The organism is Amycolatopsis sp. NPDC051128 (assembly GCF_040682715.1).
GTDB lineage: Bacteria > Actinomycetota > Actinomycetes > Mycobacteriales > Pseudonocardiaceae > Amycolatopsis.
Genome location: NZ_JBFBBN010000018.1, coordinates 59,364 through 73,295 on the forward strand (window position 1 = coordinate 59,364; position 13,932 = coordinate 73,295).

Annotated in this window: 12 protein-coding genes; all 12 read right to left on the minus strand. The window is 72.0% G+C overall.

The genetic code is table 11. The features are described 5' to 3' along the window. Nucleotides 1-159: 159 nt before the first annotated feature. The 12 genes from AB0M82_RS20075 to AB0M82_RS20130 all read right to left on the minus strand — a co-directional run bounded on the left by AB0M82_RS20075 (nucleotide 160) and on the right by AB0M82_RS20130 (nucleotide 13,928). The gene (locus tag AB0M82_RS20075; RefSeq protein ID WP_364723694.1) at nucleotides 160-888 is read right to left on the minus strand and encodes an FkbM family methyltransferase; all 729 of its coding nucleotides are present in this window, start codon (nucleotides 886-888) and stop codon (nucleotides 160-162) included. Beyond that, nucleotides 782-1,600 carry a sugar transferase gene (locus AB0M82_RS20080; protein WP_364723697.1) on the minus strand — a complete coding sequence of 273 codons (819 nt, stop codon included), beginning with the start codon at nucleotides 1,598-1,600 and terminating at the stop codon, nucleotides 782-784. The genes AB0M82_RS20075 and AB0M82_RS20080 overlap by 107 nt, the downstream gene beginning before the upstream one ends. Continuing rightward, nucleotides 1,597-2,799 (minus strand): DegT/DnrJ/EryC1/StrS aminotransferase family protein, encoded by a 1,203-nt coding sequence (locus AB0M82_RS20085; protein ID WP_364723700.1) that lies wholly within the window; start codon nucleotides 2,797-2,799, stop codon nucleotides 1,597-1,599. Before AB0M82_RS20085 ends, AB0M82_RS20080 begins: the two co-directional genes overlap by 4 nt. Then, on the minus strand, nucleotides 2,796-3,359 hold the full coding sequence (locus AB0M82_RS20090; protein ID WP_364723703.1) for an acyltransferase: 564 nt from the start codon (nucleotides 3,357-3,359) through the stop codon (nucleotides 2,796-2,798). The genes AB0M82_RS20085 and AB0M82_RS20090 overlap by 4 nt, the downstream gene beginning before the upstream one ends. Before the next feature lies 1 nt (nucleotide 3,360). Next, nucleotides 3,361-4,596 (minus strand): hypothetical protein, encoded by a 1,236-nt coding sequence (locus tag AB0M82_RS20095; RefSeq protein WP_364723705.1) that lies wholly within the window; start codon nucleotides 4,594-4,596, stop codon nucleotides 3,361-3,363. Nucleotides 4,597-4,663: 67 nt separating this feature from the next. Further along, complete coding sequence (locus AB0M82_RS20100; RefSeq protein WP_364723708.1) at nucleotides 4,664-5,728, minus strand: glycosyltransferase family 4 protein; 1,065 nt, start codon at nucleotides 5,726-5,728, stop codon at nucleotides 4,664-4,666. Further along, nucleotides 5,719-8,073 carry a glycosyltransferase gene (locus tag AB0M82_RS20105; protein WP_364723711.1) on the minus strand — a complete coding sequence of 785 codons (2,355 nt, stop codon included), beginning with the start codon at nucleotides 8,071-8,073 and terminating at the stop codon, nucleotides 5,719-5,721. The genes AB0M82_RS20100 and AB0M82_RS20105 overlap by 10 nt, the downstream gene beginning before the upstream one ends. Further along, nucleotides 8,070-9,347: a nucleotide sugar dehydrogenase gene (locus AB0M82_RS20110; protein ID WP_364723714.1), complete on the minus strand. Its 1,278-nt coding sequence runs from the start codon at nucleotides 9,345-9,347 to the stop codon at nucleotides 8,070-8,072. The genes AB0M82_RS20105 and AB0M82_RS20110 overlap by 4 nt, the downstream gene beginning before the upstream one ends. Next, nucleotides 9,344-10,297, minus strand: a complete 954-nt coding sequence (locus AB0M82_RS20115; protein WP_364723716.1) for an NAD-dependent epimerase/dehydratase family protein — start codon at nucleotides 10,295-10,297, stop codon at nucleotides 9,344-9,346. The genes AB0M82_RS20110 and AB0M82_RS20115 overlap by 4 nt, the downstream gene beginning before the upstream one ends. Next, a complete protein-coding gene (locus AB0M82_RS20120) occupies nucleotides 10,294-12,192 on the minus strand; it encodes a nucleoside-diphosphate sugar epimerase/dehydratase (RefSeq protein WP_364723719.1) in 1,899 nt (632 codons plus the stop codon). Before AB0M82_RS20120 ends, AB0M82_RS20115 begins: the two co-directional genes overlap by 4 nt. A 54-nt stretch (nucleotides 12,193-12,246) precedes the next feature. Beyond that, nucleotides 12,247-12,876, minus strand: coding sequence for a hypothetical protein (locus tag AB0M82_RS20125; protein WP_364723721.1), 630 nt, complete (start codon nucleotides 12,874-12,876; stop codon nucleotides 12,247-12,249). Further along, on the minus strand, nucleotides 12,873-13,928 hold the full coding sequence (locus AB0M82_RS20130) for an LCP family protein (protein ID WP_364723724.1): 1,056 nt from the start codon (nucleotides 13,926-13,928) through the stop codon (nucleotides 12,873-12,875). Before AB0M82_RS20130 ends, AB0M82_RS20125 begins: the two co-directional genes overlap by 4 nt. Nucleotides 13,929-13,932 lie beyond the last annotated feature (4 nt).

Consider the following 13,932-nt stretch of genomic DNA (forward strand, 5'->3'; position numbering starts at 1 on the left):
AAGGTGGGAGCGGCACGCTGGAGAAAACCAGAGGCTGTGCGACGGTCTGGTACCGACACGCGGGGAGTCACACCATCGTGTGCCACAGCGGGGCCGTAGTGAACGTCGGGCCGGCGGTCGCGTCGGTGGGCGGATCCGCATGGCGGGACGGAACCTGCCTCAGCGCGAGGCGTACACGTAGAAGGGAATCCACGGACGCCGGTCATCGGGACGGTTCAGCACCGTGTAACCGGCGTCGACGAGCAGCGCACGGACACCGCCGTACGTGCGTTGCCAATCGGCTCCGCCGCGATCGGCCTTGAAGTCGTGGCAGGAGACCACGAGGTTGTCCACCCGGGGAAGCAACTCACGCGCACTCTCGAGAACGGCGAGTTCCGCGCCTTCGATGTTCATCTTCAGCAGGTCGATCCGGTCGATGCCGAGCCGGTCGACGAGATCACCGAGCGGTTCGCCGACGACGGAGAGGCTGTTGTCCGTGCTGGTGGTGATGCCGTTGCCGCCGTAGGCCGGTTCGTCCTCGATGAACGCCATGCCTCGCACTCCCGTGATCGCGCGGTGTACCGCGGTCACGTTGTCCAGCTGGTTCAGCTCGATCGTCCGGCGCAAGCAGTCGAACATGCGTGGATGCGCCTCGACGCTGATGACCCTTCCGGACCGGCCGACCAAAGAGGACAGCAACCGCGCCTCGCTGCCCACGCCGGCGCCGAGATCGATGATGGTGTCGCCCGGTTCGGGCCGGTAGGCGTGGAGGAACGCGTCCCTGGTGTCCCGGTCCTGGAGGCTAGCGGAGGCGCCGCCGACGTGTGGCTGGACGACGGTGCCCGTGCGGTACCGATGGACCCACTCCCCGGCGGAATACCGGACTGTGCAACGCTCGCGACGTTTCACGGTCACCACCACCGAGCAGATAGGGGCGAGCCATCGCGGGTCGAGCCGGGACTGCAGTTTCCCGAGGATCCGCCGGCTGAGCTTCATCTTCTCTCCGTTCAGGGCGCGGCACCGGGAAGCCCGGGTTGTTCCCGTCGAGGCCGACGACACCGCGCCGGCCTACGAGTGCGACCACGGTCATGGCCGCGATCCGGACGTCGAGCAGCCAGGTCCGGTGCTCGATGTACCAGAGGTCGAGCTCGATCCGTTCCGGCCAGCTCAACAGGTTGCGTCCGTGGACCTGGGCCCACCCGGTGAGGCCGGGGCGCACCGCGAGCCGGCCCCGCTGGCGCCGGTCGTACGCACGGACCTGCTCGGGCAGCGTCGGGCGCGGGCCGATCAAGGACATGTCGCCGCGCAGGATGTTCAGCAGCTGCGGTAGCTCGTCGAGACTCGTTCGACGCAGCGCCGCGCCCAGCCTCGCCTCGCGCTCGCGGTCGGCCTGGCCGGGGTAGCGCGGCTGGTGCATGGTGCGGAACTTGAGGATCGTGAACTCCCGGCCGTCGCGCCCGGACCGGTGTTGCCGGAACAGCACCGGGGAGCCCAGCCGAAGCCGGACCAGCACGGCCAGCGTCAGCAGCACGGGCGAGAGCAGCACCACGGCGGATCCCGCGACGAGGAGGTCGCACGCCCGCCTCGCGACACTGTCCCATCGTGCACGCCGCGCGCTCATCGGGTTGCCGCTCGCAGCACTTTCACCACGGCATCGGACACATCGATGACGTCCTGAGCGTCGAGATTCGGATGGACCGGCAAGGTCAGTGAGGTCCGGCCATGCTCGGCGGCGGCGGGCAGCCGGGTGGGCACGCCGGGGATGGCGGCGAAGGCGCGCTCGCGGTAGATCTCGGCGCACCCGCCGTGTGCGCACGGGACGCCTTCCGCGCCGATCGCCTCGACCACCCGGTCACGGTTCCAGCCGGCACGCAGTGACTCGGGCCGCACATGGGCATAGAACCGGTAGTAGGCGTGCTCGACGTGCGCCGGTGGGCCTTCGACCCTGATCGCCGGGAGTTCGGCAAGGGCGTCGTACAGCACACCCGCGTTGGCCTGTCGCTGCTTGACCCAGCCGGACAGCCTGCCGAGCTGGACCCGGCCGACCGCGGCCTGAAGTTCCGTCATCCTGGCGTTGGTGCCGAAACTGTCGTGGAGCCACCTGAAGCCCGGCTCGACCCGGTGCCGCGAGGCCCGCATGTTCTTGCCGTGGTCCTTGAACTCCCAGCAACGGCGCCACAAGGAGGGGTTCGATGTGGTGATCGCGCCACCTTCGCCCGCGGTGGTGAGGATCTTGTCCTGGCAGAACGACCACGCGGCGATGTCGCCGAAGCTCCCGACGGGCTGATCGAAATACCTCGCGCCGTGCGCCTGCGCGCAGTCCTCCACCACCCTGATGTCGTGCTGCCCGGCCAGCCGCAGCAGCGGCGCGAGCTCCGCGGGATGCCCGCCGAGGTGGACGACGATGATCGCGCGAGTACGGGGGGAGATCAAGGGCTCGACGGTCTGCCTGGTGAGGCACAGGGTGCGGCGATCGACGTCGGCGATCACCGGTTTCGCGCCGCACCGGACGACCGCGGCGGCCGTCGCGATGAACGTGGTGGCCGGCACGATCACCTCGCCGCCGGGACCGATGCCGAGACTGTGCAAGGCGATTTCCAGCGCCGCGGTCCCGTTCGACACCACGACGGCGTGGCGCGTGCCGACGGCGGCCGCGAACTCGCGTTCGAACGCGTGCCCGTGCCCGCCCGTCCAGTAGTTCACCTGCCCGGAGGTCAGCACCCCCTCGGCCGCGGTGAGCTCCTCCTGGCCGAACACCGGCCACGGGGGAAAGCAGGCGGTCCGGACCGGCGAGCCGCCGTCGACGGCCAGCGTGGTCATGATCCGCCTCCCGATGTCCTGGCACGGTGAACGTCCGTGGCCGGGACCCCCGTCACGGTGCTGCCGGGGGCGACGTCGCGGGTCACCACCGCCCCGGCCCCGACGGTCGCCCCGGAGCCGATCGTGACCCCGCGCAGCACCGTCGCGTGCGCGCCCAGCCAGACGCCGGATCCGATGTGGACGGGCGACGTGACGTGCAGGCCGGTCTGCAGCCCGGCGGTGGTGTCGTGGTCCGCGTCGCGGACCACGGTCATCTCCGCCAGCAGCGCACCCTCGCCGATCTCGATGCGCTCGCGGGCCACGATCACCGAATGCGGGCCGATGGACCCGGCCTCGATGCTCAGGTGCGCGCCCGGGCCGGCGATGATCACGCAGCCTCGGCCGACGACCACGCCGCGCAGGACGATCCGCGCGCCCTGGCCGGCGTAGACCTCGCAGCCGGGGCCGAGCACCGAACCGGTGATCGTGACGCCGGGAAAGGCGAACCGGGCATAGCCGACTCGCACGGAGGACGCCCCGAGCGCTCCGGCTCGTCGCACGCCTCGCAACAGCCTTCGCATGTCAGATCCTCTCTCGCACGGCCGGTCGGACACGGGTCCGCAGCAGCACGCAGGCTGCCGCCGACAAGCCGGTGTAGACGAGCGCCGAACCGATCGCTACCCCAGCCGGTCCCGCCAGCACGGCCATCAGCGCGTAGACGGCGATCGCGACGACGCTGCCGACGATCCCGACGGCCCCCGCCGCACCGGTCCAACCACCGCCGACCAGGCCCCGGCTCGCCACCGAGAAGGGCGCGAAGCAGACCTCGGCGAGTGCCAGCAGCGCCAGCAGGCCACCCGCGGCCGCGAACTCGGGACCGAACACGGGCACGATCAGCGGCCACCCGACGGCGACGACCACGATCCCTCCGGCGGCCGCGGCGCCCACGGACACCCTGATCGCCGGGCCGAGCCGGCGGGCACCGAGTCCGGTCGCGGTGTCCCGGAGAAAGAACTGACCGACGGCCGCGGGCACGAGCCGGGACACCTCCGCGAGCGTCACGGCCAGCGAGTAGACCCCGACCGCGGCGGCGCCGCCCGCGACCCCGAGGCAGTACCGGTCCGCCCGCAGCGCCAACGCCGCGCCGAGCGTCAGGCCCACCACCGGGGTGCCCAGCCGCAGCAGCGACCGGATCGCGTGCGGTACCGGCCGGGCGAGCCCCGCCAGGCCGGCGCGGCGCAGCGCGAGGACCTCGGCCACGCCGACCAGGACCATGCCCAGGCCTTGCGCCGCCAGGACGACCGTGGCGGACCGCGACACGGTCAACGACACGAGCACGCCGGCGAGGCCACCCAAGCACAGCGCCGCCGCGGCCAGACCGCCCCGGCGGAACCGGCCGTCGGCGAACCAACCGTCCGGCACCTGGGTCAGCAGGGCCTGGCCGACCGTGAAGCCCGCCGTCGCCACGAGGAAACCGGGCGTCCGCAGCGCCGGATCGATCCACCAGGCCGACGCCGCGGTGGTCGCCACCGCCGCGGTCACGGCGAGCCCGGCACCGCCGAGCGAGCACCACGAGTAGGTGGACACGAGGCACCGGCGCCCGGCCGAAGACGTGACAGCCGGAAGGCGGGCGCGGAACGCCGTCCCGGAGCCCAGCCCGCCGACCAGCCCGAACACGCTGCCGATGGCCAGGCCGAGCACCATCAGCCCACGCTCTCGCGGGCCGAGCGCCTGCGTGGCGAGCAGGCCCGCGGCCGCGTTGGCCGCCGCCTGCAACGCGCTGGTACCGGAAAGCACGGCCAGCCCCCGCATTCTCACGGCAGTCCCACCTTCGCGGGAACGAGCCCAAGGATCGACATCTCGCGCGATCGCCCGCGCATCCTCGTCATCGGACCGTCCACAGTCGCCTCCAGGTGTCCGCGGACCGGTCGAGGGAGAACGGGGACCGGCCGATGGCGGCGCTGATCTCGCCCCGTTCGGCGGGAGGTGCCGAAGCCAGGTCCAGTGCGGTGGTGGCCCACGCACGCGCCCCCGCGGCGAGCGGGAGCACGGTGAGCCCGCGAACCTGCCCGGCCAGTTCGCGGAGCCCGGGCAGGTCGGTGGCCAGCACCGGGACGCCGACGGCGAGCGCCTCGAGCACAGCGCCGGGCAGTCCCTCCCGGTGCGAGGGCAGCACCAGCACGCTGGCCCCGGCGAGCACCTCGGCAACCCGTTCGGTCTCGCCGAGCAGGCTCACCGACGGATCCGATCCGGCGGCCGGCCCGAGGTCGGCGACACCCCCGGGGCCCGCCAGGACCAGGCGGGTCCCGGGTCGTGAGCGCCGAGCCTCGGCGTGCACACCGAGGAGGAAACCGCGGTTCTTCTCCGGGGCCGCCCGTCCTATGTGGACGAACACCGGCGCGTCGCCGCTCCGGTGCGCGAGCGGGAAGCGACGAGTGTCGACCCCGTTGGGCACGACCCGGTAGCGGCGGTCACCCGGCGGCGGCCCGGCGAACCCCAGCGCGGCCGAGGTGACGCCGAGCACCGCCGTCGCGGCGCGGCGCAGGACCGCACGCAGCAATGCTCGCCGCACCCGCCGCGCGACGGTGTCCGGCCGGCCGTCCCCCTCACTGTGCAGCCGCGCGATCCGCACCCTGACGCCCGCCGCGGCCGCCACCGCCAGGACCACGCCACTGACCAGGCTGACGTGGGAGGTCACGACGTCCGGCCGGCTGGTGCGCAGCCACCACCACAGCCGCGGGACGAACGTCACCGCGGGGTGGATCGGGCACCGGTCCACCGTGGCTCCGGCGGCGCGGAACCGGGGTGCGAGCAGACCTTCGCGGTCCCCGAGGGTGAGGAACCGCTGCCGGACGTCCGTGGCCGGAATGGCGCGGCACAGGTCCAAGGCGACGGTCTCCGCGCCACCGCGGTCGAGGACCCCGAGGACGTGCACGACGGTCACCGCCATCTCGGCCCCCTGGCCGGGGGGACCTGGCCCAACCAGGCGGCCAGGCGCCCATCCCGCACCGACTCCTCGTAGCCGCCGGCCACGTCGAGGTTGCGCCGGGAGTGCCACTCCCACGGCGAGGGTTCGCACAGGAGGCGCCGCATCGCGGCCGCCAGCGCCTCCGGGTCGTCCGGCGGCACCACGCACGACGCGTCGAGCAGCTCGGGGATCCCGCCGACGGCGGAGCCGACCGCGGGCAACGCCCTCGCCATCGCCTCGACGAGTGCCCTCGGCAGGCCTTCGGTGCGCGAGGGCATCACGAACAGCGCCGCCGAGTCGAGCAGGTCCAGCACCTCGGCCCGGCTGATCGAGCCGCGGAACGAGACGGAGTCGGTGAGGCCCGCCGACCGGCACAGCGCCACCAGCTCGTCGTGTCGCCTGCCGTCCCCGGCCACCGTGACGGTCACCGGCAGTCCCGCGTCGAGCAGGTGACGAACCGCGCGCAGCAGTACGTCGTGTCCCTTGTAGCGGGTCTCGTGGCTGCCGACCGCGACGATGCGGAACGGTGGCCCCGGCCACGTCCGGCTCCGCGGCAGCAGCTCGCCAGGACCGAGCCGGACGTCGGAGACCGTCGTGGTCGGGGTGCCCGGCCTCGGTGGGTAGCGGCGCTGCAGCGCGTGCTTGGTGACGAAACGCGACGCGTCGGCCCCGCGCACCACCCAGCGCTGCGCCCGTCCCGCGGGGCGGGCGAGCAGCCGGCCGACGCGTCCGAGCGCGCCGGAGCGCAGCACCTCCTCGGCGTCGCCGACCACCTCGACCGCGTAGTGCCTGCGCAGCGTGCGGCAGGCCAGTGCGGCCAGCGAACTGATGGTGCCCGGCACGCGGAGCAGGACGACATCGGCGCCGCGCACCGCGCGGGCCACCGAACCGCTCAGGTCGGGCAGCACGCGCAGCAGACCACCGGCGCCGACGTAGTAGGGCATCGGGACCAGGCGGCTCCCCGCGTCGAGAGTGGTCCCGTTCTGTTCATGCGATGCTTCGGCCCTGGCCACCACCTGTACCCGGCTGCCCGCGCGGAGGTACATCTCGCGAGCGGCCGGGCCATTGGCCGGATCCGCCGCCGTCCACCGGCCCTCGCGGAGGACGAACCTGGCATCGCTGAAGAGGCTGAGCACCCTGACCGGCTGGGCCGACCGGTCGGCCGCCTGTTCGACCGCGTCGCCGACGGCCCTCGCCGCCCGCAGCTCCGAGAACCGTCGCAGCACCAATTGGCGGGCTGCACGTCCGCGAGCGGCGAGCCTGCCGTTGCCCCGGTCGGCGTGGGCGTACTCCAGCGCGGCGGCGAGTGCGCCGCTGTCGCCACGGGGGACCACCCAGCCCGAGTCCGGCGACACGGTCTCGGGCAGGGCGCCCGCGTCACTGACGATGCTGGGCACACCCATCGCTCCCGCCTCGACCGCCGCGCCGTGGTTCTCCGAAAGGGACGGGGACACCGACAGATCGGCCGCGGCGTAGAACGGACGCACGTCGGCGGCGGACCCGACCCAGGTGACGCCGTCGGCGGTACGCGGGTCGTCGAGCCGGAACCGCCGGATCAGCTCCCGGCGATGGCGTTCGCCCGCGTCGTCGAAGCCGCCACCGACCAGCAACAGCCTCGCGTCGGGGTGCTCGCTGTGGAATCTCGTCCAGGCCGCCAGCAGGACGTCGTGGCCCTTGATCCCCCGGCCCGCGCGCAACGTGCGTTTCGGCGCGTAGACGAACGCCACCATGACGACGAGGAAGGCGCCGGGCTCGAGATCGAGCGCGGCACGGGCCAGCTCGCGCTGCCGCCCGGTGGGCGGCCGGAAATGCCCGGTGTCCACGCCGTAGGGGATGACGGGGGTCCGCGCCGCCGGCCGGCCCAGCTCGCGGTAGCGCCGGGCGGTGAACTCGCTGCCGCCGATCGTCACCGTGTCCAGCCGGGCCAGCAGCCGCTCGGCCATCCGGGTGGGCGCCCACTCCAGGTGCAGCGGCCCGGCCACCATGTACACCCGGGGGATGCGCATCCCGAGGCTGGCCAGACGGACGGCCAGCGCGGAGGCGTGGAGGTGGTAGTGCAGCACGTCCGGCGCCTGCGTGCCGATCAGCCGGCGCAGCCGGACAAGCCCGGCGAAGGTGCCGACCGTCGGCCGGAACCGGAAGTCGAACGGGCTGTCGACGATCGGCACATCGTGCGCGGTCAGTGCGATACGGAGCCGTCCCGGTCGCTTCGGCAGCACGACCGCCACGGTGTGCCCGCGCCTGCGCAGCTCCTCGATGTGCGGCAGCACCCACAGCGCACCCTCGCTGGTCTTCAGCACCACCAGGACGCGCAGCCGGGTGGTCACAGGTGCTCCACCCGCGGTCCGGACAGGCGGTGCCGGGTGTCCAGCACCAGCCGGGCCTCCCGTTCGACCAGCGCGTAGTCGACCTCCGCGTGATCGGTGAGCAGCAGGACCACGTCCGCCGCGCGCAGCTCGTCCGCCGTCAGCTCGACCAGCTTCGCCGACAGGGGACACCGGTGCTCCTCCACGTGGGAGTCCACCACCCGGATCACCGCGCCCCGGGCGCTGAGCAGGTCGATCACGCGCAGCACCGGCGACTCGCGGGTGTCCCCGGTGCCCGCCTTGTAGGCGAGCCCGAGCAGCAGGACGACGCTGTGCTGCACGGACTTGCTCTGCCGGTTCAAGGCGCTGGTCAACCGCTCCACGACGTAGTCGGGCATGTGGTCGTTGATGTCGTTGGCCAGCGCGACGAACCGGAACTCGCGGCGAAGGTCGTGGCGGACCCGCCAGGACAGGAAGCTCGGGTCGATCGGCAGGCAATGCCCACCCACGCCGGGACCGGGCAGGAACCGGGAGAAGCCGAACGGCTTGGTCGACGCGGCTTCGATCGCCTTCCAGACGTCCACCCCGAGCTCGTGCGCGAACACCGCGATCTCGTTGATCAGGGCGATGTTGACGTGCCGGAAGGTGTTCTCCAGCAGTTTCGTGAGTTCGGCCTCCCTGGTGGTGCCGACCGGCACGGTCGTGTCGACCAGCCGGTCGTAGAGGTGCCGCACCGCCGCCAGCGACCGGGCGTCCACGCCGGACACGACCTTCGGGGTGTTGACGAAGTTCCACCGCGGGTTGCCCGGATCGATGCGTTCGGGGCTGTACCCGACCGAGAAGTCCTGGCCGGCGACCAGGCCGCTGCCCGCTTCGAGCAGCGGGACGACCAGCTCCTCGGTGGTGCCGGGATACGTCGTCGACTCCAGCACGACGGTCGCACCCGGACGAAGATGCGGCGCAAGCCCCTTGACCGCGGCCACCACGAAACTGAGATCGGGGACGGATTCGGTCAGCGGTGTCGGCACCGTGATGATCGCCGCGTCGAACCCCTCGGCGTCCTCGTAACTTTCGGTCGGCCGGTATCGCCCGCCGGCCATCGCGCGACACAGCCGCGCCTTGGACACGTCGCCCACATAGGACTGACCGTCCTTCAGCGACCAGATCCGGAGGGTGTCGGTGTCCAGCCCGACCACGGAGAACCCGGCCTCCACCGCCCGGATCGCGACCGGCAGGCCGACGTAGCCCTGGCCGACGACCACCAGGCGCGTCGGCGAAACATCCGGGGCGGTCATGCGGGCACCTCCGTGCCGATGGCGAGAGCGGCGGACCGGTGCCGCATCCAGGTCAACGTCCGGAGCAGGCCCGTTCGCAGTGGCACCGGGGACACGTCCGGGAACAGGGCGCGCAGGGTGGTGGGGCAAGCCTGGGAGTGCCTGATGTCGCCGGCCCGGGCCGGCTGGTGCCGGACCGGCAACGGTCGTCCGATCAGCTCGGAGAGCATCAGCACCACCTCGTTGAGCGTGGTACGGGTGCCGAACGCGAGGTTCGCCGGCACGGTCGTGGTCAGCCGGCGGGTGACCGCCTCGGTCAGCACCCGAACGACCGAGTCGACGAAGGTGAAGTCGCGGGACTGGTCGCCATCCCCGTGGATGGTGAGGGGCACATCGTGCAGCGCGGCGAAGAGGAAAGCGGGAATCACCGCGGCGTAGGCGTGGTCGGGCGCTTGGAGGGGCCCGAAGACGTTGAAGAACCGGAACGTGACGGTGTCCAGCCCGAAGGAGGTCCGGTAGGCCGCCGCGTAGGACTCGGCGGCCAGTTTGGTGACGCCGTACGGGCTCGTCGGCCGGCAGACCATGTCCTCCGACTTGGGCATGGTCTCGTTGGACCCGTACACCGAACTCGACGAGGCCACCACCACGTGCGCACCCGTCTGCCGCGCGGCCTCGAGCACGGTCAGCGTCCCGGTGACGTTCGTGTCGTGACTGCGGCGCGGGTTCACGAGCGACCGCGGGACGGACGGCACGGCCGCGAGGTGCACGATCGCCGACGCGCCACGGCAGGCGGCGTGGACCGCGTCGGCGTCGAGCACCGAACCCACGCGGAGCTCGACGCCGACGTCGGCCAGGTTGGCCGCCGTGCCGGTGCTCAGGTCGTCGAGCACGACCACGTCATGGTGCCGGACGAGCGACCGGCAGAGGTTGGCGCCGATGAATCCGGCGCCTCCGGTGACGACGATCTTCATGCGATGCCGCCCTCTTCCACAGCCTGTGCCACACCGATCCGGATCCGGTTGTCGTTCGCGGCCATGGGCCGGCGGGGCGACGGCGGGGGACAATCGTCGACCAGGACCGCCATCGCGGCGCCGGAGCCCAGCTCCGCGCCGCACAGGCGCACCGCCTCCGGGGCGAGCGGCGGCACCGGCACGTGCGAGATGGCGGGGTGAATGGGGCGGTAGTCCTCCTCATCGTCGCCGAACAGCTCCTCGTGCAGCTTCTCGCCCTGGCCCAGTCCGGTGTAGACGATCCGCGAGCGCCGGCCGGAGATGGTCATCAGCATTTCGGCGAGGTCGGCGATCCGGGCGGGCTGCCCCATGTCGAGGACGAGCACCTCGCCGGCGGACCCGATGGTGGCCGCCTGGATCACCAGCTGCACCGCCTCCGAGATGGTCATGAAGAACCGCGTCACGTCGGGGTGGGTGACGGTCACCGGCTGGCCGGCCGCGAGTTGTTCGGTGAAGGTGCTCAGCACCGAGCCGCGGCTGCCGAGGACATTGCCGAACCGGACCGACAGATAGGCTCCGTCACCGCCCGGCGAGGCGGCGGCGACCAGCCGCTCGCCGATGCGCTTGGACCGGCCGAGCACGCTCGTCGGGTTCGCCGCCTTGTCAGTCGAGATGTTGACGAACCGGCGCACCCCGGCCAGCTGGGCCGCCTCGACGATGTCCAGCGTGCCGAGCACGTTGGTCTTCCACGCCTCGTCCGGGTACCGCTCCAGCACGGGGAGGTGTTTCAGCGCGGCGGCGTGGAACACCACGTCCGGGCGCCGTGCCAGCAGCACCGCGCGCATCATCTCGGTGTCCCGGATGTCGCCGAGGATCACTTCGGGCGCGTCCAGCCGCGCCTCCGCGTGGATCGACAGCTGCACGGCGTGCAACGCCGACTCGTCCCGGTCCAGCATGAGCACCCGGCAGGAACCCAGCCGGTGGAGCTGCCGGCACAGCTCCGATCCGATCGACCCACCCGCTCCGGTCACCAGCACCGTCTTGCCGGCCAGGTAGTCGGCGGCCGGGCCCAGGTCGGTGTCGACGGCGCGCCGGCCGAGCAGGTCGGCGACGTCGAGATCGCGCAGGTCACGGACGCGGACCCGGGCTCGGAGCAACTCGTGCAGCGCGGGCATGATCTTCACGTCCAGCCCGAGGTCGCGCCCGCACGCCAAAGCGGAGCGCGCGTTGGCCTGACCCGGGCCGGCGATGATCAGCAAGTTGGCGCCGGTGGCCTTGGCGACGGCGGCGAGGTGTTGTCCGGTGCCGCGGACCGGCACCCCGCCGATCCGGCTGTGCCGGAGTGCCGGGTCGTCGTCGAGCACGGCCACGGGGAGCGTGTTGCCCGCCGACCCGGACAGCATGGCGCGGACGAGTTGCTCACCGCGGCGGCCCGCCCCGTAGACGATGGCGCGCTGGGCGAGGAGCCGGTTCGGCCGTGCCACCCGGTCCCGGTGGCTTCGCACGGCCAGACGCGCGGCCAGCAAGATGGCCAGCGCCAGTGGCCACGCGATCAGGGGAACCGAGCGCGGCACCGGTGGGGTGGTCGCGAGGGACGCGGCGACGAGGACGGTGAGGGCGACCAGCACGGTCGCCCTGGCGACGTGCAGCACCTCGTCGAGGCTCCCGGTCGGGTACCGGCCGGAGTACAGGTGTGTCGCGGCGCCCGTGCTCCAGAGCACCGCGACCGCCACGCCGACCATCCACAGGAGACCGACGAGATCCACCTGGGCGTAGTCGAACTCGAAGCGGAGCCAGTTCGCGGCGGTCAGGGCGCAAGCCCAAGCGCCGGCGTCGAAGAGCGCGAGCGTGGTACGCCGAAGCCGACGGCGACCGCTTCGTGGCCGGTTCTCGGGGATGGCCGAAATCGCTGCCATGGTGAATGTTCTCTCTGTGAACGCGCACTCGGGAGTTGCCTGCAAGGGGTTGCGTCAAAGCTGGCCGGCGGAATAGTTCGAGGTTCGGGGAACGCCCGGCCGGGACAGCAGTTCCACGAGCCGGAAGGAAGTGGCGTGGATCATGTCCGCCGACGAGTCGTGCGTACCAGGCGCGAGAGCGAACGGATCCGGCACGGCATCGGCGTCCGCGGACACGTAGCCGTCCCATCCGCGCCGTTGCCTGGCCAGGTCCACGGTGGCCCGGGCACGCTCCACCGGGTCGGCGGGAAGAGCGTCGGGGTTGGCTCCGTCGAGCAGCCTGACGATCTCTCGAAAGGCGAAGGTCGTGGCCAGTGCGGAAGGTTCCAGCAGCACGACGCATCGGCGGTGGAACCGCTCCGCGGTCAGCACGAGATCGGCGTCGGCGATCATGGCGTGGTCGAGCCTGCGCGCGCGGAACGCGGCGGCGTCGTGATCGAGGCCGCGGACCGTCAGCGCGGCGCGGCTGTGCGGATCCATCCGAGCGCCGTCGATCGCCGCGGTTCCCGCGCTGGCCACGGAGAACCGGGTGACGCCCGCGCCGAGTCCCTTGTGGAGCAGGTGGCGGGTCAGCACCTCGGCGATCGGCGACCGGCAGATGTTTCCGGTGCAGACGAAGAGGATCGTGAAGGTCGCCCTGGTCATCGCGTCGACTCGCCCAGTGCGGCGCCGGGATACTCTCGCAGGTATGCCGCGATGTCACCGTTGGTGAGGTCGTGCCAGAGCCGGGCGCCGCGGGTGGAATCGAGGTAGACCACCGACTGGTCGCGCTCCCGGCCGAGGCCGGAGACCGGGACGGTCAGGAACGTGATTCCTCCGGTGCGCAGGTTCTGCACCAGCTCCGCGCAGAGCGTGCGTAGATCGTCGTTGGTCAAGCTGTCGTCAACGGTGATCCAGCGGGTCAGTTCGTTCAGGAAGCCCAGTGCCGCCGAAGGGCTGGTCAGCACCCCGCGGGTGGTGATCTTCACGAGCAGCGCCCGCAGGGCGTTCTGGTGCCGTTGGACACGGTCGAGGTCGCCCTTGGGGAGGCCGGTTCGCTGCCGGACGTAGCCAAGGGCTTGGGTACCGTTCAGGTGATTCGTGCCGGCATGCAGGACGAGCGAGCCGAAGGTGCTGGGTGCGGCGAGGCCGACGTCGATACCGCCGACCGAGTCGGTCAACGCCTGGAACCCGGCGAAGTCGATGACCCCGAAGTGGTCGACCCTGACACCGGTGAGTCCTTCGATCGTGCGTACCGCCAGCGACGGCCCACCCCAGGAATAGCCCGCGTTGACTTTCGCCATGCCGTGGCCGGGTACCGGCACCCAGGCGTCCCGGGGGATGGACACGACCGTGGCACGGGTGAAGCCGGGGTCGATGTGCACCAGCATGATCGTGTCGCTGCGTCCGGCCCCGGGGATGACACCGGACGCGACAGCGTCACCGCCGGTGGTCGGTTCATCGGCCAGGGAATCGCTTCCCAGCAGGAGAAAGTTCAGCGCGTCCGTCGGAGGAGGACGCTCGGACTCTGCCATTCCCGCGAATACTCCGGGGTAGCGCCGTACCTGGTCGGCCTGGCGTTCCGTGAGCACGTAGGCCGAGAAGGTCGTGAGGCCGATGGCCGCGACGAGCATGCCGATGAAGATCTTGAAGGCGAGCCTGGTCCGGCCGCGTCGGCGTGGCACCTCCGGGGATGCGCCCGTGTCCGGTTCTGACAAGACA

Bases quoted from the DNA above. Each gene is read 5' to 3' on its own strand.
- AB0M82_RS20085 (WP_364723700.1), bottom strand. From the start codon at position 2,799: ATGACCACGCTGGCCGTCGACGGCGGCTCGCCGGTCCGGACCGCCTGC.
- AB0M82_RS20115 (WP_364723716.1), bottom strand. From the start codon at position 10,297: ATGAAGATCGTCGTCACCGGAGGCGCCGGATTCATCGGCGCCAACCTC.
- AB0M82_RS20080 (WP_364723697.1), bottom strand. From the start codon at position 1,600: ATGAGCGCGCGGCGTGCACGATGGGACAGTGTCGCGAGGCGGGCGTGC.
- AB0M82_RS20090 (WP_364723703.1), bottom strand. From the start codon at position 3,359: ATGCGAAGGCTGTTGCGAGGCGTGCGACGAGCCGGAGCGCTCGGGGCG.
- AB0M82_RS20100 (WP_364723708.1), bottom strand. From the start codon at position 5,728: ATGGCGGTGACCGTCGTGCACGTCCTCGGGGTCCTCGACCGCGGTGGC.
- AB0M82_RS20120 (WP_364723719.1), bottom strand. From the start codon at position 12,192: ATGGCAGCGATTTCGGCCATCCCCGAGAACCGGCCACGAAGCGGTCGC.
- AB0M82_RS20110 (WP_364723714.1), bottom strand. From the start codon at position 9,347: ATGACCGCCCCGGATGTTTCGCCGACGCGCCTGGTGGTCGTCGGCCAG.
- AB0M82_RS20125 (WP_364723721.1), bottom strand. From the start codon at position 12,876: ATGACCAGGGCGACCTTCACGATCCTCTTCGTCTGCACCGGAAACATC.